The organism is Pseudomonas sp. OV226 (assembly GCF_003148705.1).
Lineage (GTDB): Bacteria > Pseudomonadota > Gammaproteobacteria > Pseudomonadales > Pseudomonadaceae > Aquipseudomonas.
In genome coordinates, this window is record NZ_QGGS01000010.1 from 140,550 (window position 1) to 158,771 (window position 18,222).

The window sequence follows — 18,222 nt, forward strand, 5'->3', positions numbered from 1 at the left end:
AATTGGACCGGGGGTCGTCTGTTAGAGACTGGTCTGCCGGCAGGTCGCCATCGCGGGCAAGCCCGGCTCCCACAGGGAATGTGTACACCGGCAAGAGATCGGTCGGCTGTCAGGCCGCCATCGCGGGCAAGCCCGCTCCCACAAAAAGCAAAACACCCCACACCCGCTCTTGCCCCTCACCACTCACCAGGCCGAGCGTTAGCTCGCCTGCAGCTTTTGATCTTGATCCACCCGCCCCTTCGGGAGGCTGAGTGGAGGTGTTCATCCGGGGAGTGGCGCGTAGCGCCGTTCGACGCAGTCGAACACGCTGCATGTAGGTCGTAGCGAAGCAGACCGGAGGGCAGTGTCCCCGGAGGGATACCGGAGCGAAGGAACGCCGAGCTTTAGCGAGGGGCCGGACGCTCGGGGCGAGCCTTTTTTTGCTTACTTTTTTTTGGCGTTTGAAAAAAAAGTGAGTCGCCGTAAGGGCGAAACCCTAAGTGGCCGTTACCGCAGGAATGGATATGTACACCATAAAAAATCCCGGTCGGCTCTAAGGCCGCCATCGCGAGCAAGCTCAGCTCCTACAGGGTTCAGGTGAACCACTGCAGGAGCGAACCCAGAGTCAGGCCAGACTCTTGCTAACCACTTCAAACACATCGCTGGACAGCTGACCCGAAGCACGAATGCGCTCCAGCTCACCTTTCATCAACGCCTGACGCGCATCGTCATATTTGCGCCAGCGAGTCAGCGGCGCCAATTGACGCGAAGCGATCTGCGGATTGAAACCGTTCAGCTCAATCACCAGATCCGCCAAGAAGCGATAACCAGAACCATCAGCCGCATGGAAGTTGATCAGGTTCTGCCCGGCAAACGCACCGACCAGCGCCCGCACCTTGTTCGGGTTCTTCATGTTGAACGCCGGATGCTGCATCAACTGACGCACACGCTCCAGACCACCCGGCAACGCACTGCCCGCCTGAACGCTGAACCACTGATCCATGACCAGCGGATTGTCCTTGAAGTGCTCGGCAAAACTCGCCAGCGCCTTGGCTTTCTCTGCTTCAAACGACGAATTGACCAGCACCGCCAACGCCGTCAGGCGCTCGGTCATGTTGTCGCTCGCCTCGAACTGTTCAAGCGTCGCCGCCAACACTTGCGGTTTAGCGCTCAACATCAGGTACGACAGCGCAATGTTCTGCAACGCGCGACGAGCGAAGTGCTCGGCCTCGGCCACGTACGGCGTTTTCTTCGACAGCTCGCGATTGGCCTGATAACGCAGCCACAACGCCTCGAACAACCCTTCAGCCAATTGCTTGCGAGCAAACTCACGGGCAATGTGAATCGCATCGACATCAGCCACTTCGCTGATTTCAGTCAGGTACGCCTCACCCGGCAACGAAAGCATTTCCGCGACCATGGCCTGGTCCAGCGTCTCGTCGGACAGCACGGTGCGCAACGCCGACACCAGGCGCTGATCCAGCACCAGGGCTTCGCCGGCCTGGTGTTGGGCGATCAGCTCTTGCAGCACTTGCACCGACAATTGCTGGCCCGCATCCCAGCGGTTGAAGCCGTCGCTGTCATGCTGCATCAGGAACATCAGTTGATCGCGGTTGTACGGGAAGCTCAGTTTGACCGGCGCCGAGAAACCACGCAGCAATGAAGGCAACGGCTGTTCAGCGATGTCGACGAAGGTGAAGGTCTGCTCGGCTTCAGTCACCGAGATCACCCGCGACGTGCCCTGAGCGCTGGCTTCGCCGGACAGGCGCAAGGCAATCGCCGCACCTTTGGCGTCCAGCAGGCCCAATTCCACAGGAATCACGAACGGCAGTTTTTCAACCTTGTCCGGGGTCGCCGGGCAGCTTTGACGGAAGGTCAGGCTGTAGGTTTTCGCCGCAGCATCATAAGACTCGCTCACCGCCAAGCGCGGAGTACCGGCCTGGCTGTACCAGCGCTTGAACTGGGTCAGGTCGACACCGTTGGCGTCTTCCATCGCCTTGATGAAGTCGTCGCAGGTCACGGCCTGGCCGTCGTGGCGGTCGAAATACAGGTCGCTGCCCTTACGGAAACCTTCGGCGCCGAGCAAGGTGTGGATCATGCCGACCACTTCCGAGCCCTTTTCGTACACGGTCAGGGTGTAGAAGTTGGAAATTTCGATGAAGCTGTCCGGCCGCACGGCGTGAGCCATGGGGCCTGCGTCTTCAGCGAACTGGTGCGTGCGCAGGTAAGCCACGTCCTGGATGCGCTTGACCGTGGCCGAGTTCATGTCCGAGGAGAACCCGGCATCGCGGAACACGGTGAAGCCTTCTTTGAGCGACAACTGGAACCAGTCGCGGCAGGTCACGCGGTTGCCCGACCAGTTGTGGAAGTATTCGTGGGCGACGATGGCTTCGACGCGCTGGTGCGCGGCGTCGGTTGCGGTTTCGGCGCGGGCCAGCACGGCGCTGGAGTTGAAGATGTTGAGGCCCTTGTTCTCCATGGCGCCCATGTTGAAGTCGTTGACCGCGACAATCATGAAGATGTCCAGGTCGTACTCGCGACCGTACACTTCTTCATCCCAGCGCATCGACTTCTTCAGGCTGTTCATGGCGTGCTGGCACTTGTCGATGTTTTCCGGCTCGACGTAGATACGCAATGCCACGGAACGCTCGGTCATGGTGGTGAAGGTGTCTTCGACGCACCACAAATCACCGGCCACCAGCGCGAACAGGTACGCCGGTTTCATGAACGGGTCTTCCCAGGTCGCCCAGTGCCGGCCGTCTTCGCCGGGACCGCTGGCAATCGGGTTGCCGTTGGACAGCAGCACCGGATAGCTATGCTGCTCGGCGACGACCGTGGTGGTGAACTTGCTCATCACGTCCGGGCGGTCGAGGTAATAGGTGATCTTGCGGAAGCCTTCGGCTTCGCACTGGGTGCAGAACATGCCGCTGGATTTATACAAACCTTCCAGCGCGGTGTTGGTTTCCGGGTGGATCTTGACGCTGGTATCGACCGTGAACGTGGTGCTGGCCGGATGCAGGGTCAAATGATTTTCCGTCAACTGATAGTCGCTTTCGCTCAGCTCGCGATCCGCCAGGGTCACCGACAGCAGCTCCAACTGCTGGCCGTCCAGTACCAGCGGCGGCAGGCCCGGGCCGCGCTCGGGATTGCGGCGCATCACCAGTTGCGCATGGACCAGGCTGTGGTCCTCGAACAACTCGAAGGTCAGGTGCGTCTCGTCGATCAGGTACTCGGGCGCCTGATAGTCTTTCAGGTAAATCATCTTCGGTTGTTCGGTGCGCATGCTGGAGTCCTTACTGATGCACGGCGAGCTGATAAGCCGTGTATTTACGAATATTGATCACGCCAGTGTCGAAGATCAGGTATTGGCCCTTGACCCCCAGCAGCGTGCCTTCGGCAATCGGGTTCTTGTCCAGGTTGAAGCTGACGATCTTGGCCGGGTACTGCTCGACCGGATAACGGATCTCGAGCGTTTCTACGTCGGCAATGGTCTGGATCGCTTGCAGGCCAAATCGTTCCTGCAATGTTTTCAGGCCCTCGGCGCAGCTATCAAACAGTTGATCGCGAACCTCGGCCAGGTCCGCCGACGCCGCCTCGCCCTTGAGCAACGCACGCCAGTTGGTTTTGTCCGCCACTTGACTGCGGAACAGGTCTTCGACGAACCCCGACTGCTGACGGGTCGACACGCGCATGATCGGCAACGCCTGACGGGCGCCCTGATCGATCCAGCGGGTCGGCAGTTGGGTAGCGCGGGTAATCCCGACTTTCACCCCCGACGAATTGGACAGGTACACGATGTGATCGGTCATGCAGAACTGTTCGCCCCATGCCGGCTCACGGCAAGTACCAGCATCGTAATGGCAACGCTCCGGGCTCATGATGCAGAGGTCGCACTGCGCCAGTTTGGTCATGCACGGGTAGCAATACCCTTGGCTGAAACTGGTTTTGGTCTTGCGTCCGCAATGGGTGCAATGAATCGCCCCCAGGTATTCCAGGCGCACGGTAGTGCCGATCAATGGATTGACCGGCACCTCGACATCACCCAGACGCAATGCGTACTGCACGTCGGACCCGTCAAGACGCGCCGACATTTTACTGATTGCACCTCGGCCAATCTCGATCAATGGACGGCATCCGATTTGAACAGAATATTGGGTATTTCAATCGATTTGGAGCCGCATTCCTGCACCCCCATGAAGCCCGTCCGCTCTTCTTCGGGCAGGTTCTGGATTTCCCAGGCGATCATCGCTTGCAACGACAGCTCGCGTTGTTCCGCGGTGAGTTTGCCACCGTCGGACCATTTGCCGATTTCCACCGCCAGTTTCAGGCTCTGGTAGATATCGGGGGTGATGTTTTTGATCATTTCGTTAAAAGAGGACATCAGGGTCTCCGCGCGATTGAATACATAACTTGTTTAGACGGCCAGTTTACGGCGGTTGTACAAACCACCCAACAAACCGGTCAGGCATCCGACGAGCAACCCGCTGACGTGGGCCGCATTGGCGATCTCACCGAAACCGATCATCGAGATCAGCCCGGACATACACAGCACCAGCCACACCAACATCATCACCAACACACCACGCGGCAGGCGATAAGCCGGGTTCGGCGACAACAACTGGAAGATCCAGCAATGCCCGAGCAGGCCGTACAGTACGCCGGACAAGCCGCCGAACAAGGTCGGGCCGCTGAAAAAATACTGCGCGTAGTTGGACACCAGGCTGAACAGCAGCGTCAGGCCGATCAGGTTGATGCTGCCCTGTCGCGATTCGATACGCCGACCCAGTTCCCAGTACCACATGCCGTTCATGGCCAGGTGCAAGATGCCGAAGTGGATCAGCATCGGCGTCATCAGGCGCCACCACTGCCCCGCCGCCAGGCTGTCGGCCAACGGGACGAAATGGATGTATTCGCCCACCACGCGGAAATCGAGGAAGGTCAGCCAGCGCATCGTGTCGAGGTTTTCGCCCAACAACGTCACCGCGCCGACGAGGATGCTCAGCAGCAAAACCGCCGCGGTGGCCTTGGCATAGCGAAGTTGTTCGACGAAACCGGGGCGTTGGGTCGTTTGCGCCACCGGAATGTCCAGTTGCTGATCGGGATCACCGGCCGGAAAGCGTTCGTACAACGAGCGCACGTCTTCGCTGATATTGGCCGGCACCCAGAGCACCTGTTCGCCCGACTCTTCGCTGACGCGATGCGGCACCTGCATGCGCTGCAGCAATTTGACGAACCCGCTCAAGTCCACCGCCAGTGGCAGACGCAATACGGCAACAGCACTCATTGCAGCACCTCCGGCCGTTCGACATCGACCCAGACAAATTTGTGCGGATCGAGACGGGTCTCCTGATCCAGGCGATAGGCGACCAGTTTGCCGTAGAGCACTGCGCTGTAATCCAGACAGGCCAGGTTCGGGCGAATCGGTGCCGGTTTGCCGCTGCGCCAGTAGTGGCCAACGAACAACAGTGGCTCATCGATCCCATAGCGCAGCAACGTGTTCTTTTCCGTGGAAGACAGTGGCGTCTGCGCCACCGGCTCAGGCAATGCGTCCGGTTGGAACACGATGTCTCCGTAGGTTTGCGGGTCGTCTTCCCAGAACTTGGTGCGAAAGAACGAACGCACCAGACCGTCGCCGCTGGTCATGGTCAAGCCATGGGGCAAGCGCATGTCGGTGCCGCGCAGCAGCCGGTCGAACACGGTGCAGGCGAAACTGCCGGGCACGGCCGATGCCTGAAGGAAATGCTCATCGACGCAGCCATTGGGGAACAGCCCGCGCAACGGCTCGATCAGGCCCGAATCCCAGCAGGCATGCACCACCCGGAAGCGCCCGGCATCGATAAACAACGGCAACTCGTAGAACCATTGCAGGAAGTCATGCCAGTCGCCGGGATGATCTTCGAACTGGCTGAGGGTTTCGCCCAGTAACCGGGCATGGCGCGGCGTGTGCTCACGGACAAACTGTTTGCCGCTGCCCGGTGGCGCCGGGGTGCTCCAGCCCAGCGCGTTGAATTCATGGTTGCCCATGATGCACAGCGCCTGGCCGGCCTCGACCATGTCATGGACGATGTGCAGCGCCTCGCGAATGCGCGGGCCGCGGTCGATGATGTCGCCGACGAACACGGCCATGCGCGATGGATGCCGCCAGACGCCACCTTGTTTGTGATAACCGAGCCGGTCGAGCAAGTGCTCAAGGGTCAGAGCGCAACCGTGCACGTCACCGATCAGGTCGTAGCTACGCGCGGGATCGAGCATCAGTCGCCTCCACCACCCAATCGGCTGCCCCAACCGAGCTTGGTCCGGCAGACTTCATAGTAATTGTGGTCAAGGGGGTGGATCAGCCGCAACTTCTGCGCTTTTTTGCTGATGGTGATGGTGTCACCCGGTGCGCAGGTGAAGTGGTTCTGCCCGTCACAGGAGACTTGCGGGTAAATCTGCATATCTTTGGACACGACGATTTTCAGCTCACTGTTGCCATCGACCACTATCGGCCTACCCGACAAGGTATGGGGGTACATCGGCACAATCACAATAGCGTCAAGCTTGGGATGCATGATCGGCCCACCCGCTGACAGCGCGTAGGCGGTCGAACCGGTGGGCGTCGCGACGATCAGGCCGTCGGCCTTCTGGCTGCAAACGAACTGGCCGTCGATGTACAGCTCGAACTCGATCATCCGAGTCGATTTGCCGGGGTGCAGCACCACGTCGTTCAGCGCATCACCCTGGCCGATGGCTTCAGCGTGACGGCGGACTTCGGCTTGCAGCAGGAAGCGGTTTTCCACCAGGTAGTGCCCGTCGAGCACTTCGGCGACTTTGACTTCCAGTTCATCAGGGCGAATATCGGTCAGGAAACCGAGGCTGCCACGGTTGATACCAAGCACCGGGATATTGTGCTTGGCCAGCGCCCGGGCGGCGCCCAGCAGGCTGCCGTCACCGCCGACCACAATCACCATGTCACAGACTTCGCCGAGCATCTTGCGTGACGAGGTTTGCAGGCCATGCCCCGGAAGGACTTCGGCGATGGTGTCCTCAAGGATCACGTGCAAGTGACGATCGAGCAGAAACCGTTTCAGTCGGCGGACGGTATCCAGCACCTGAGAACTGCCCAGGCGACCGATGATGCCGATATTACGAAATTGCTCCATGGGGTTCCTGCAAGGACGGCGAAAAAGGCGATTATGGGCGAAAGCGCGGGATAGACAAAATCCTTTCAGCCACAAGGGTGTACTCATGTTTAGGGCTATGCTCGCAAGATGATCCTATTTCCCGATTTGCTCACGTTGCCCCATCAGTTGCGCCACCCCGAAGTGCGCGACCTGGCGTGGGTCATCCTCGCACCGCCGATGCTCCTCGATACGCCGTGGCCGCAACGTCATCCGCTGGCCGGCAGCGAGTGGGTGCAACAACCGGAACACCTGGAGCGCTGGTTGCGGCAACTGGACCGCGACAGTTATGACTTGTTGCACTGGCTGTCCCAGGCCCGAACCCGGCGTTTAGGCCTGTACTACGAACGGTTATGGCAATACGCGGTGCGGCACGCCCCGGGGATCGAGCTGATTGCCGCCAACCTGCCGATCAGACGTGAAGGGCATACGCTGGGCGAGCTGGACATGTTGCTGCGCGACCGCGACGGTGTGCATCACCTGGAACTGGCGATCAAGCTCTATCTCGGACCGCAAAATGGTAACGGGCAAGACACCGCGCAGTGGCTCGGTCCCGGTTGTCATGATCGGCTGGACCGCAAACTGGCGCACCTGACTCAGCATCAACTGCCCATTTCTGCCCGTACCGACAGTCGCGAAGTGCTCGCGGCCCTCGATATCCAGCAGTTCAGTGCGCACTTGTGGCTCGGCGGTTACCTGTTGTATCCGTGGCCTGGACACGCCGAGCCACCCGACGGTGCGCATCCGCAGCATTTGCGCGGTAGCTGGCTGCATCAGAAAGACTGGGCAGACTTTGTCGTGCGACGGCCTTACGGCCGATGGCAACCCCTGCCCCGCCATGCCTGGCTGGCGCCGGCGCATTATCCCGCAGAACAGACATGGAGCCCGGAACAACTGAGCGCCTGGCTGAGCGACCTCCAACCCCAGGCCCCGGCGCAGTTGATGGTGCGCCTGACCGAAAATACCGAAGGGGATTGGGAGGAAGCGGAACGGTTGTTTCTGGTGGCGGATCTTTGGCCGAATGTGCCGGGCAGTGGTTGAGATTGGTAGTGGCAGATATGGCCCCATCGCGGGCAAGCCTTGCTCGTACGGGTCGTGTGTCAATCGCAAAATTCGTGATCGACCCGATCCTGTAGGAGCAAGGCTTGCCCGCGATGAGGCCAACTCGGTCTAAAAGGACAACCGCACCGCCAGCGCCGCCAACGTCACCAACAACACCGGCACGGTCAACACCACCCCGACCTTGAAGTAATAGCCCCAGCCGATCCGGATACTCTTGCGCTCCAGCACATGCAGCCACAATAACGTCGCCAGACTGCCAATCGGCGTGATTTTCGGCCCCAGATCGCTACCAATGACGTTGGCATAAATCATCGCCTCCTTCACCACGCCGCTGGCCTGGCTCGCATCGATCGACAGCAAACCGATCAGTACCGTCGGCAAATTGTTCATGATCGACGACAAAATTGCCGTCAGCACACCCGTGCCCAGCGCCGCGCCCCAGACACCGTACTGTGCAAACCCGTCCAGCCAGCCCGCCAGATACCCGGTCAGCCCGGCATTTCGCAAGCCATACACCACGAGGTACATGCCCAGCGAGAAAATCACGATCTGCCACGGTGCTTCTTTCATCACCTTGCGCGTGGAAATTTTGTGGCCACGGGCAGCGATTGCCAGCAGCAGCGCGGCGCACACCGCAGAAATGGCGCTGATCGGAATGCCCAGCGGTTCCAGGGCAAAACACCCCACTAACAGAATCACCAACACCGCCCATCCGGCGTAAAACGTCGCCTTGTCATGGATCGCAGTGGCGGGATGATCCAATTGCTCGGGGTCGTAATTCCTGGGAATGTCTCTGCGAAAGAACCACATCAGCATCGCCAACGTTGCCGCGACGCTCACCAGGTTGACCGGGATCATCACCGCCGCATACCGATTGAAGGTGATATGGAAGAAGTCGGCGGACACAATGTTCACCAGGTTCGACACCACCAGCGGCAGGCTCGCCGTGTCGGCGATGAAACCGGCGCCCATCACGAACGCCAGCGTCGCCGCCGGAGAAAATCGCAATGCCAACAGCATCGAGATCACGATGGGTGTGAGAATCAACGCCGCGCCATCATTGGCGAACAATGCCGACACCAACGCACCAAGCAGCACCATATAAGCAAAAAGCTTGCGTCCACTGCCCCGCCCCCAGCGGGCCACATGCAAGGCAGCCCAGGCAAAAAAGCCCGCCTCGTCCAGCAACAGGCTGATGATGATCAGCGCGACGAAGGTGCCGGTGGCGTTCCAGATGATCTGCCACACAATGGGGATATCGCTTAGCTGCACGACACCAAATATCAGTGCCAGCACCGCCCCGAAGACTGCACTCCAGCCGACACCCAGGCCTTTGGGTTGCCAGATCACCAGCGTGATGGTCAGCAGGAAAATCAGTGAAGCAGTCAGCATGCAAAGCAACCTTGTGCGCAAAAAACAAACCGCGATTCAGCCGCAACACACGAACAGAGTAAAGCCCCCATTTTCTACACAACGAATCCCGTAGCAGCTGTCGAGCAGCACGAGGCTGCGTCCGAGCGCGGACCGAGCCGGACGCAGCCTCGCGCTGCTCGTCAGCTGCTACACAGGTTACAAACGGATGACATGCCCTTGCACTGGCGCGACCTGGCCGTTGAACAACCGCGTAATCACCGTCTGCGCCGCCTCATAACCGTCGCTTTGCACCACCTCAAGCAGCGGGTTGGCGGATGCGGTCACTTGCCCATAAAACCGCTGCAAGCCATCGCCGATATGTTGGCTGACTCGCTCTGGCCCCCACTCGGCATTGCGCTTGCGCAACTGGATCGGCGCAAAAAAGAACACCGGTTGCGGGCCCTCGATGGCGCTCAGTTGTGCTTCATCCGTGCTTTGTGCCGAACCGGCGAAGCAGCTGTAAACCAGTTGTCCGGCGAATTGCTGATGCACACGATCACGCAAACCCAGGTCGCCAGAAAAATCCACGTACAGAACAGGACGGTCATTGGCCAGGCTCGGCAGCTCCTCGTAAGACACTGTTCGCTCATAACAGCCGAGCGCTTCGACGAAGGACGTGTTACCGGCCGAGGTCAGCGCAACCCGCTCGATATCGGGGTAGTTTTCCAGACACACAGCGGTGCCATAGGCGGTTTTGCTCGAAGCGCTGGAAAACACCAGCCGGGTCGCACCGAAGAATTGGTTGTCTTGCAGGAAATCCGCCAGCATTGATGAGGTCAGAAACAGCGGTTTGAGCAAGATCTGCAGGTTTTCGGTGTCATGGCTGTAGTATGGATCCCAACTGCACCGGGTGTACTGGTTATAGGCCGAGGTCAGTGCCTGCCGGTGTTCGGCGCCATCATAGAAACCTCGCTCGGTGACCCGCTCGGGGCGCATCCACAGGTGACTGGCAATCGGAAAATAGCCGTAGAAGCGCTCCCCCACCGCAACCCCTTCAACCGTCGAAGCGATCACATCGGCGAAGCCCCAGGCCGGAATGTGCCCCATTTCCGCGTTCCCGGTAGGGAAAAAACCCCAGTAATTCATCGAATCGCCATACGCGGCATAAGTGATGTTGTTGGTGGTCAGCGCACAGCGGTCGATTTTCACAATCACCTCCCCTTCGGACGGAGTCAGACTGCGCTGCTCCTGCTCGATTCGACTCTGGTCGAGGGCGTTTTTGCGGGTGATCAGCCGTGTTACCGTGATCGGACTTTGCATCTTTCAGACTCCTGCTGCGAGTGAGTGGCGGGTAGCACCAGAGTAGTGGCAGCCGATGAAGAGCGGGTTCGGAAACACCAAGGGCACTGCGCCTACCCTCAATCCCCGCGCCAAACCGCTGAAACGGCCGAGCCAGTCTCGGGCGATCTTCACCGTGGATGCGATTTACGAGGCGTTTGTTCGGATTTGGCGACGTGATGGCTGGTCGGGGCTGACCACGCGCGCGGTGGCGCTGGAAGCCGGCGTTGCCATCGGTACGTTGTACGATTATTTCCCGAGCAAGGAAGCGCTGCTGTCCGGTTATGTCCGCCATTGCCTGGAGAATCTGTTGCAGCACATCGATGACCAGGTTGTACGGCCCACGCATCTGGACTGGCAAGCGCGAATCAATCGTTTGATCCGTATGACCTGCGACCCGACCGATGCTGATCAGCCGTTGTTCGACTATGAGCTGATGACCCATGAACACCAGATCGCCGAACCCAAACACCACCGGCGGGTGTTCCAGGAGCTGTCGCAGAAGTGGCGCGAAGCGTTTGCGGCGTGTAGCGATTTACCTGAGCAGCCATCAGAAACAACCATCGATGCCTGGCTGATCACCGCCTGGGGTGGCCGCCGTTATTGCGTTACCGCACAACCGGCGGCAGCGCAAACGGCTGCGTGGCTGGCGGAGATCGAGTCGATGATCCGTGGCCGATTGCTGCACACCCCCTAACCCCCAATACCCTGTAGGAGCGAGCCTGCTCGCGATAGCAGTGTGTCAGGCAAATCAATGCCAACTGACATACCGCTATCGCGAGCAGGCTCACTCCTACAGGGGGACGGTGTTGTCACTCTTTTTTGTGTTGCTCGACCCATTTTGCATAAGCGTTGATAAAACTCTGCAGGAACGGCCTGACCGACTCGGACAGCTTGCCCGCCTCGTCGAACGCCGCGCCGGCGCCTCCAAGGTAGGCTTCGGGTTGCTGCATGCATGGCACATCCAGAAACACCATGGACTGGCGCAAGTGGTGGTTCGCGCCGAATCCGCCGACAGCACCCGGCGAAGCACTGATTACCGCACCCGGTTTGCCGCTCCAGGCGCTCTGGCCATAGGGCCGCGAACCCACATCGATGGCATTCTTCAAAGGCGCCGGTACCGAACGGTTATATTCCGGGGTGACGAACAGCACTGCGTCGGATGAACGCACCTGTTGGCGGAAAGTGCTGTAGGCTGCCGGCGGTGAAGCACCATCGATGTCTTCGTTGTAGAGCGGCAGGTCGCCGATTTCAACGATTTCAAGCCTGAGATTGGCCGGTGCGAGATCGGCCAGGGCCAGCGCCACCTTGCGATTGATCGATGCCTTTCTCAAGCTGCCGACCACAACGGCGATCTTGTAGACGTTGCTCATGGAAGATGTCTCGACTGTGCGATGGAAAGAACTTGTAGTTATAGATGACGAATTACCCAGCGGGCCCTGAATTTCATCGCCCCTGACTATTTTTTTCCTGTAGGAAAACTTACTTCACCCAACCACGGTCTACAGAACCGAAAATTGAGTGATTTATCTCCAGAGGTTCTAAACAGATGGCAGCAGTACTTGTCGGTCAGTTCCATGCAAGAGATGCGGAAGGCCGTGTTTATTCAGTGCATGAGTTCCAGGAATCCACCCTGTCGGCGGACGGCCTTGGCGGCACGGAGCCTGTCACCACCTACAAACTGGCCATTGGCGATCGTGTCAAGAAGCTCGATGAAAACCAATTCCTGCTGGTGCAAGCGGACGTGACCATCGTCCGTGAACCCGACACGTATGTCGGCAGCCTGCCAGAAGTCAACGTCGCCTCATAACCGCGTGTTATGAGCAGAAGTCATATGCGCGCACTTGAGTTAGGATTCAGTCACTGATCCTCTCACCTGCTGAACATGGACTTCACGCATGCGTTTACGCCATATCGAAGTGATCCACGCGCTTGTGCAGACTGGCCACCTGGGCACCGCCGCCGAATGGCTGCAGTTGCCGGTGGCCGAGGTTGAACGCCTTTTGCGTGAGGCCGAGGGTCAGTTGGGTTTCATGCTGTTTTCCAGCGTGCGTGGACGCTTGCAGGCGACCCGCGAAGCGCGGGAACTCCAGGTCGAAATTGCCCACGTTTACGAAGCGCTTGAGCCCGTCCAGCGGCTGGCCTCCAGCCTCAAGCATTATCAGGCAGCCCCCCTTCGCATTATTTGCACCCCGCCCCTGGCCCAACAATTGTTGCCTCAAGGCATCGCTGCCCTGCGCCGACGCTTGCCTGATGCGCCGTGCAACCTGCTGAGCCAGCCGACCCGCGAGATCATCAAGACCTTGTTGTTGCGCGAAAGCGACCTGGGGTTGAGCCTGCATGATCCCGATCACGCCGACATCCATTGCCAGGTCATTGCCCAAGGCAAGCTCCAGCTTCTGGCGCCCCACGGCTGGCTGCAACCCAAGCAGAAATACATTTCGTTGCAGGATCTGGCAGGTCAGTCGATGGTCGGTCTGGAAGGTCATGACCCGCTAAGCCCGGCACTGGAGAACAAACTGCAGGCCTTGCGCCCTGCCCCGGTCGTACATATCCGGGTCCAGACGCATCAGATGATGCGCAGCATGGTCGAGGCCGGTGAAGGCCTGGCGATTGTCGACCCGTTTACCGCCCTCGGCGCCAAATCCAGCGGACTGGATGTGTGTCCGCTGGCCCCGGCAGTGCCGATCAGCCTCTACGCCCTGACCCTGAAAAACGGCGAACCCAACGCCGCTGTTCAGACACTGCTGGACATCATTACGGAACAAGCCGCGGCGATGCTGGCGAACTGAGCGAGTCTTCCAGCGAGTTATCGAACAAGCGATACCAAAACAGTGCCACTTCGGCGGTGTTTGGGTCGATCCCGCGATAACGCAAATGATCGATCCCGCCAATCACATACCCGCACCGCTCATAGAGCCGACAGGCGCCCAGGTTGTTGTTCTGGGTTTCGAGCATGATGCCGGGCAGTTTTTTCTTGCGGCTCCAGAACTGGGCCACATCCAGCAGCGCTTTGGCCACGCCATGGTGCCGCGCCGGGGCATGCACCGCCAACTCGTCGATATGCGCAAAACCGTTCCAGTTGGTGCTGACCACCAGATGGCCGACCGGCTCATCGTCGAGATACGCCATGAAAATCGCGCTGTCAGCGGCATCACGGAAACTGCTGAACTCCTCCGGGTCAATGCCGTAGCACTTTCGATACGGAATGATCGGCGTCACCGACCACTGTTCGACCGGTTTGCCAATTTCGGCAGCACCATAGGCGGCGACTTCAAAACTGAAGTCACTGCCCCATATATAGGCCGCAAAGCCGTCATCGGCGACACGCACCGACAGGCCCGGGAACTTGGCATTGATCACAGGTTGCATGCTGGGAAAGGTCCTCACTCCTTGATGCAATCGACGGTGTAGTGCCGTCCATTGCCCTCGTCTTCGTGTTGCAAGCCATGCACATCGACGATAAATCCTGGGAAGCTACTGTCAAAAGTACGCGCAAATGAAAGGTAGTCAATGATTGACCGGGTCGCCTCGGTGAACCGCTCGCCAGGCATGATGAGCGGAATACCTGGTGGATACGGCACCAGCATGACCGCAGCGATTCGTCCGTCCAGAGCATCGATGGACACCGCCTCCACCTCGCCTCTCACTAAATGATCATAGGCGTGAGCGGGCTTCATGACGACTTCCGGCAGCACGGTGTACATGCGCTTGAGGTGCTTGGCCGTGGCATTGCTGCGATAACAGGCGTGCAATTGATCACATAAGTCGCGCAAACCCATGCCTTGATAGCGCCCGCCGCTCTGTTGTGCCACGCACGGCAGGCAGGCTGCCAGGCTGACGTTGGCGTCGTAGCTGCGCTTGAACTCCAGCAACTCGGTCAACAACGTGCTCCACTTGCCTTTGGTGATGCCCATCGAGAACAGCACGAGGAACGAATACAGCCCGGTCTTCTCGACCACCAGCCCACGCTCCCAGAGGAATTTACTGACCACGGCCGCCGGAATCCCGCGTTCACTTAGCGCGCCACCTGCCGTCAAGCCTGGCATCACCAGAGTGACTTTGATCGGATCGAGCAGCACGTAATCGTCGGTCACACCGCCAAAGCCATGCCAGTCGGCGTCGGGTTGCAGCAGCCAATCCTCGGTGACCACGCGATCAATGCCTTCCACCGATGGCGGCTGCCAGATGGAAAACCACCAGTCGTCCGCCGCGATGTGCTGGCGCAGATTGGCCAGGGCCCGACGAAAGCTCAGGGCTTCGTCGAACATTTCCTGCAACAGCGAACGCCCGGCCGGCCCTTCCATCATCGCCGAGGCCACGTCCAGCGATGCAATGATGCTGTACTGCGGCGAAGTGGAGATGTGCATCATGAACGCTTCGTTGAACCGGTCGCGATCCAGTTGCCGTGCGCCACCGTCCTGGACATGAATCATCGACGCCTGGCTGAACGCTGCCAGCAACTTGTGCGTGGAGTGCGTGGTAAACACCAGCGGGCTGTCTTCGCTGCGTGAAGTACCCATGCCGTAACGCCCGGCGAAAAACTCGTGGAACGCCGCGTAGGCATACCAAGCCTCGTCGAAATGCAGCACCTCGACGCTGTTGCCCAGGTTTTGCTTGATCAATTCGGCGTTGTAGCAAAGGCCGTCGTAGGTCGAGTTGGTGATCACCGCCAATTTGACCTTCGGCGCTCGCCCCTTGGTCAGCGGGCTGGCGTCGATCTTGGCCTGGATCGACTCGCGGCTGAACTCGCTCAACGGAATCGGGCCGATGATTCCCAGTTCATTGCGCTCAGGGCACAGGTACAACGGGATGGCGCCGGTCATGATGATCGAATGCAATACCGACTTGTGGCAGTTGCGATCCACCAGCACCAGATCATCACGCGCGACCATCGAATGCCAGACGATTTTATTGGCGGTCGAGGTGCCATTGATCACGAAAAAGGTGTGATCGGCGCCGAAATTGCGCGCGGCTCGTGCTTCTGCTTCGGCCAGCGGCCCTGTGTGATCGAGCAAGGAACCCAATTCGGGAACCGACACGGATAAATCCGAACGCAGGGTATTTTCCCCGAAAAACTGGTGAAACGCTTGCCCGACGGGGCTCTTGTGATACGCCACGCCACCGCCGTGGCCCGGTGTGTGCCAGGAATAATTGGAGTCGGCGGTGTGTTGCACCAGTGCCTTGAAAAACGGTGGCAACAGTCCATCCAGGTACTTGCGCGCAGCCCGCGCCACTTGCCGGGCCAGGAACGGCACGGTGTCCTCGAACAGGTAAAGAATCCCGCGCAGCTGATTGAGTTCGGCCATGGCATCAGCCGGGGCGTTTTCCAGGGTCACCTGCTCACCCAGGGCAAAGATCGGCAGATCCGGCGCACGCACTCGCGCCAGGCCAATCAGTTCGGCCATGTTCTGCAATAAATGGGAATGGGCGCTGGCGTCTTCAGCGGCAATTAACATGCACGAGAGGCCGTGATGGGTCGACGCAACTAGCCGCCCTTCGGTGTAATCCACCGCCGAAACAATGCTGAAGCCTTCCTGCTCCAGCTCCCGGGCGATGCCCCGCACGCGATCACCGGCGACGGTGTCGGCCTTGATGTCGCGATGGACGATCAGGACCGGGAATTTCAAATCTTTATACATGGGGCTCAGTGTCCTGAGGCGGCAGACCATGGTCTGCCAATAACCTCAGGGTAGAGGGTTGAAGCGGATGTGGCGAGTGTCGATACATGCACGACCTGTAGCAGCTGCCGAGCACCGCGAGGCTGCGTTCGGTGCGGGCCGCGTTCGGACGGAGCCGTCGTGATATCGGATAGTGCGTTGTTTCAGGAAAACCTCGCGTCCAGGTTTTACGACGGCTACGCCGCCGAACGCAGCCTCGCGGTGCTCGGCAGCTGCTACGGACTCAGGCCTGGGCCTTGGCATCCGCCAGTTGCTGCCACAGCGAAGGCGTGCCGGCGGCTTTAGCGATGGCTTCCAGTCGTGCCACATGCTGGGCCAGGTCATCTTCGCTGGCGCGGATGATTCGGGCGGGGGTGCGGTCGGCCGGCAAGCGACGGATTTCGGTGGCGGAATTGTCCGCACCTTCACCGGAACCATTACCGTCGGACGCATTACCGGCCAGTGACAGGCTGGTCTGGCCGCCGGTCATGGTCAGGTAGACGTCAGCGAGAATCTCGGAGTCGAGCAAGGCGCCGTGCAGTTCACGGCCAGAGTTATCGACGCCATAACGTTTGCACAAGGCGTCGAGGCTGTTGCGCTGCCCGGGGTGACGTTCCCGGGCCATCATCAGGGTGTCCAGGATCGAGCAGTGTTGCGTGATGTCCGCGCGATCGTGCTGGCCCATCAGGGCGAATTCGTTGTTGATGAAGCCAACGTCGAACGCCGCGTTATGGATGATCAGCTGGGCGCCCTTGATGAATTCGAAGAACTCATCGGCCACTTCAGTGAAACGCGGCTTGCCCACCAGAAATTCGTTGGTGATGCCGTGGACGCCGATGGCGCCTTCGTCACTCTCGCGATCGGGTTGCAGATAAACGTGAAAATGCCGGCCCGTCAGGCGCCGACCGATCAACTCGACACAACCGATTTCGATAATCCGGTGGCCGTCGGTCACCGGCATGCCGGTGGTTTCGGTATCGAGTACAACGGATCTGGTGGCCATCAGTGTTCAGCTCTCAACGGGTCAATCGTGCAAAAGCGGCGATGTTAACACGCTCGCGGGATCAGGCGCGCACCGCCAGCTTGATGCTGCGATGCCCTGTGGGAGCCGGGCTTGCCCGCGATGCAGACGCTGCGGACTTTCAGTAAAGCCGCGTCATCGTTCATCGCGGGCAAGCCCGGTTCCCACAGGTGAACGATGGAATCATCAAGCCTGCTTGAACCCGCGCACTTCATCCACGCCACGGTTGGCCAACTGGTCCGCCCGCTCGTTACCGTGGTGACCGATGTGCCCGCGCACCCATTTCCAGGTGACGTTGTGGCGATTGACCTGCTCATCCAGCAACTTCCACAGGTCGGCGTTTTTAACCGGCTCCTTCGCTGCTGTTTTCCAGCCGCGTTTCTTCCAGTTGTCCATCCATTCGTTGATGCCTTTCATCACGTACTGGGAGTCGGTCACCAGCAGCACGTCGCAGGATCGCTTGAGTTCTTCAAGGCCACGGATCGCCCCCATCAGCTCCATGCGGTTGTTGGTGGTGTTGGCCTCGCCGCCCCACAGTTCCTTTTCAACCCCTTTGCACACCAGCAATGCACCCCAGCCACCAGGACCAGGGTTGCCTTTGCAGGCGCCATCGGTAAAGAGTTCTACGCTATCGCTCATGCCAATCTAT

At 59.5% G+C, this 18,222-nt stretch carries 17 protein-coding genes; 4 read left to right on the forward strand and 13 right to left on the reverse strand.

The window, feature by feature from the left end:
- Nucleotides 1-604: 604 nt before the first annotated feature.
- The 6 genes from pepN to C7534_RS17765 are packed head-to-tail and all read right to left on the reverse strand — an operon-like array spanning nt 605 to nt 7,121.
- Nucleotides 605-3,262 carry an aminopeptidase N gene (pepN, locus tag C7534_RS17740; protein ID WP_109786536.1) on the reverse strand — a complete coding sequence of 886 codons (2,658 nt, stop codon included), beginning with the start codon at nt 3,260-3,262 and terminating at the stop codon, nt 605-607.
- A gap of 10 nt (nt 3,263-3,272) precedes the next feature.
- Nucleotides 3,273-4,103: a DUF2797 domain-containing protein gene (locus C7534_RS17745; RefSeq protein ID WP_046032130.1), complete on the reverse strand. Its 831-nt coding sequence runs from the start codon at nt 4,101-4,103 to the stop codon at nt 3,273-3,275.
- Nucleotides 4,100-4,360 carry a YeaC family protein gene (locus tag C7534_RS17750; protein WP_046032129.1) on the reverse strand — a complete coding sequence of 87 codons (261 nt, stop codon included), beginning with the start codon at nt 4,358-4,360 and terminating at the stop codon, nt 4,100-4,102. Before C7534_RS17750 ends, C7534_RS17745 begins: the two co-directional genes overlap by 4 nt.
- Before the next feature lie 33 nt (nt 4,361-4,393).
- On the reverse strand, nt 4,394-5,263 hold the full coding sequence (locus tag C7534_RS17755; RefSeq protein WP_046032128.1) for a rhomboid family intramembrane serine protease: 870 nt from the start codon (nt 5,261-5,263) through the stop codon (nt 4,394-4,396).
- Nucleotides 5,260-6,234, reverse strand: coding sequence for a metallophosphoesterase (locus tag C7534_RS17760; RefSeq protein ID WP_408981000.1), 975 nt, complete (start codon nt 6,232-6,234; stop codon nt 5,260-5,262). The genes C7534_RS17755 and C7534_RS17760 overlap by 4 nt, the downstream gene beginning before the upstream one ends.
- Nucleotides 6,231-7,121 (reverse strand): NAD(+) kinase, encoded by an 891-nt coding sequence (locus C7534_RS17765; protein ID WP_027923400.1) that lies wholly within the window; start codon nt 7,119-7,121, stop codon nt 6,231-6,233. The genes C7534_RS17760 and C7534_RS17765 overlap by 4 nt, the downstream gene beginning before the upstream one ends.
- Before the next feature lie 108 nt (nt 7,122-7,229).
- Here C7534_RS17765 and C7534_RS17770 point away from each other — a divergent pair, with 108 nt between their 5' ends.
- A complete protein-coding gene (locus C7534_RS17770) occupies nt 7,230-8,180 on the forward strand; it encodes a DUF1853 family protein (RefSeq protein WP_046032126.1) in 951 nt (316 codons plus the stop codon).
- 129 nt (nt 8,181-8,309) lie between these two features.
- Here the strand turns inward: C7534_RS17770 and C7534_RS17775 are convergent, their stop codons facing one another.
- Nucleotides 8,310-9,593 (reverse strand): arsenic transporter, encoded by a 1,284-nt coding sequence (locus tag C7534_RS17775; protein WP_109786538.1) that lies wholly within the window; start codon nt 9,591-9,593, stop codon nt 8,310-8,312.
- Between the two features lie 177 nt (nt 9,594-9,770).
- On the reverse strand, nt 9,771-10,874 hold the full coding sequence (locus C7534_RS17780) for a DUF2855 family protein (RefSeq protein ID WP_046032124.1): 1,104 nt from the start codon (nt 10,872-10,874) through the stop codon (nt 9,771-9,773).
- Between the two features lie 55 nt (nt 10,875-10,929).
- Here C7534_RS17780 and C7534_RS17785 point away from each other — a divergent pair, with 55 nt between their 5' ends.
- Nucleotides 10,930-11,589, forward strand: a complete 660-nt coding sequence (locus tag C7534_RS17785) for a TetR/AcrR family transcriptional regulator (RefSeq protein ID WP_109786539.1) — start codon at nt 10,930-10,932, stop codon at nt 11,587-11,589.
- Nucleotides 11,590-11,704: 115 nt separating this feature from the next.
- Here C7534_RS17785 and C7534_RS17795 read toward each other — a convergent pair whose 3' ends face one another.
- On the reverse strand, nt 11,705-12,265 hold the full coding sequence (locus tag C7534_RS17795) for an NADPH-dependent FMN reductase (RefSeq protein WP_046032122.1): 561 nt from the start codon (nt 12,263-12,265) through the stop codon (nt 11,705-11,707).
- A 176-nt stretch (nt 12,266-12,441) separates the two neighbouring features.
- Between C7534_RS17795 and C7534_RS17800 the strand changes: the two genes are divergently transcribed.
- Nucleotides 12,442-12,702 (forward strand): hypothetical protein, encoded by a 261-nt coding sequence (locus C7534_RS17800; RefSeq protein WP_046032121.1) that lies wholly within the window; start codon nt 12,442-12,444, stop codon nt 12,700-12,702.
- A gap of 88 nt (nt 12,703-12,790) precedes the next feature.
- Nucleotides 12,791-13,684 (forward strand): LysR family transcriptional regulator, encoded by an 894-nt coding sequence (locus tag C7534_RS17805; RefSeq protein ID WP_046032120.1) that lies wholly within the window; start codon nt 12,791-12,793, stop codon nt 13,682-13,684.
- Here C7534_RS17805 and C7534_RS17810 read toward each other — a convergent pair.
- The 4 genes from C7534_RS17810 to rnhA all read right to left on the reverse strand — a co-directional run bounded on the left by C7534_RS17810 (nt 13,650) and on the right by rnhA (nt 18,212).
- On the reverse strand, nt 13,650-14,264 hold the full coding sequence (locus C7534_RS17810; RefSeq protein WP_109786540.1) for a GNAT family N-acetyltransferase: 615 nt from the start codon (nt 14,262-14,264) through the stop codon (nt 13,650-13,652). The genes C7534_RS17805 and C7534_RS17810 overlap by 35 nt on opposite strands.
- A 14-nt stretch (nt 14,265-14,278) precedes the next feature.
- On the reverse strand, nt 14,279-16,534 hold the full coding sequence (locus C7534_RS17815) for an Orn/Lys/Arg decarboxylase N-terminal domain-containing protein (protein WP_109786541.1): 2,256 nt from the start codon (nt 16,532-16,534) through the stop codon (nt 14,279-14,281).
- Between the two features lie 262 nt (nt 16,535-16,796).
- Nucleotides 16,797-17,555 (reverse strand): DNA polymerase III subunit epsilon, encoded by a 759-nt coding sequence (dnaQ, locus tag C7534_RS17820; RefSeq protein ID WP_109786542.1) that lies wholly within the window; start codon nt 17,553-17,555, stop codon nt 16,797-16,799.
- Between the two features lie 204 nt (nt 17,556-17,759).
- Complete coding sequence (gene rnhA / locus C7534_RS17830; RefSeq protein ID WP_007944583.1) at nt 17,760-18,212, reverse strand: ribonuclease HI; 453 nt, start codon at nt 18,210-18,212, stop codon at nt 17,760-17,762.
- Between the last annotated feature and the right edge of the window lie 10 nt (nt 18,213-18,222).

Coding starts and splice junctions, on each gene's coding strand:
- pepN (WP_109786536.1), bottom strand. CDS start 3,262: ATGCGCACCGAACAACCGAAGATGATTTACCTGAAAGACTATCAGGCG.
- C7534_RS17750 (WP_046032129.1), bottom strand. CDS start 4,360: ATGTCCTCTTTTAACGAAATGATCAAAAACATCACCCCCGATATCTAC.
- C7534_RS17755 (WP_046032128.1), bottom strand. CDS start 5,263: ATGAGTGCTGTTGCCGTATTGCGTCTGCCACTGGCGGTGGACTTGAGC.
- C7534_RS17765 (WP_027923400.1), bottom strand. CDS start 7,121: ATGGAGCAATTTCGTAATATCGGCATCATCGGTCGCCTGGGCAGTTCT.
- C7534_RS17770 (WP_046032126.1), top strand. CDS start 7,230: ATGATCCTATTTCCCGATTTGCTCACGTTGCCCCATCAGTTGCGCCAC.
- C7534_RS17775 (WP_109786538.1), bottom strand. CDS start 9,593: ATGCTGACTGCTTCACTGATTTTCCTGCTGACCATCACGCTGGTGATC.
- C7534_RS17780 (WP_046032124.1), bottom strand. CDS start 10,874: ATGCAAAGTCCGATCACGGTAACACGGCTGATCACCCGCAAAAACGCC.
- C7534_RS17785 (WP_109786539.1), top strand. CDS start 10,930: ATGAAGAGCGGGTTCGGAAACACCAAGGGCACTGCGCCTACCCTCAAT.
- C7534_RS17795 (WP_046032122.1), bottom strand. CDS start 12,265: ATGAGCAACGTCTACAAGATCGCCGTTGTGGTCGGCAGCTTGAGAAAG.
- C7534_RS17800 (WP_046032121.1), top strand. CDS start 12,442: ATGGCAGCAGTACTTGTCGGTCAGTTCCATGCAAGAGATGCGGAAGGC.
- C7534_RS17805 (WP_046032120.1), top strand. CDS start 12,791: ATGCGTTTACGCCATATCGAAGTGATCCACGCGCTTGTGCAGACTGGC.
- C7534_RS17810 (WP_109786540.1), bottom strand. CDS start 14,264: ATGCAACCTGTGATCAATGCCAAGTTCCCGGGCCTGTCGGTGCGTGTC.
- C7534_RS17815 (WP_109786541.1), bottom strand. CDS start 16,534: ATGTATAAAGATTTGAAATTCCCGGTCCTGATCGTCCATCGCGACATC.
- dnaQ (WP_109786542.1), bottom strand. CDS start 17,555: ATGGCCACCAGATCCGTTGTACTCGATACCGAAACCACCGGCATGCCG.
- rnhA (WP_007944583.1), bottom strand. CDS start 18,212: ATGAGCGATAGCGTAGAACTCTTTACCGATGGCGCCTGCAAAGGCAAC.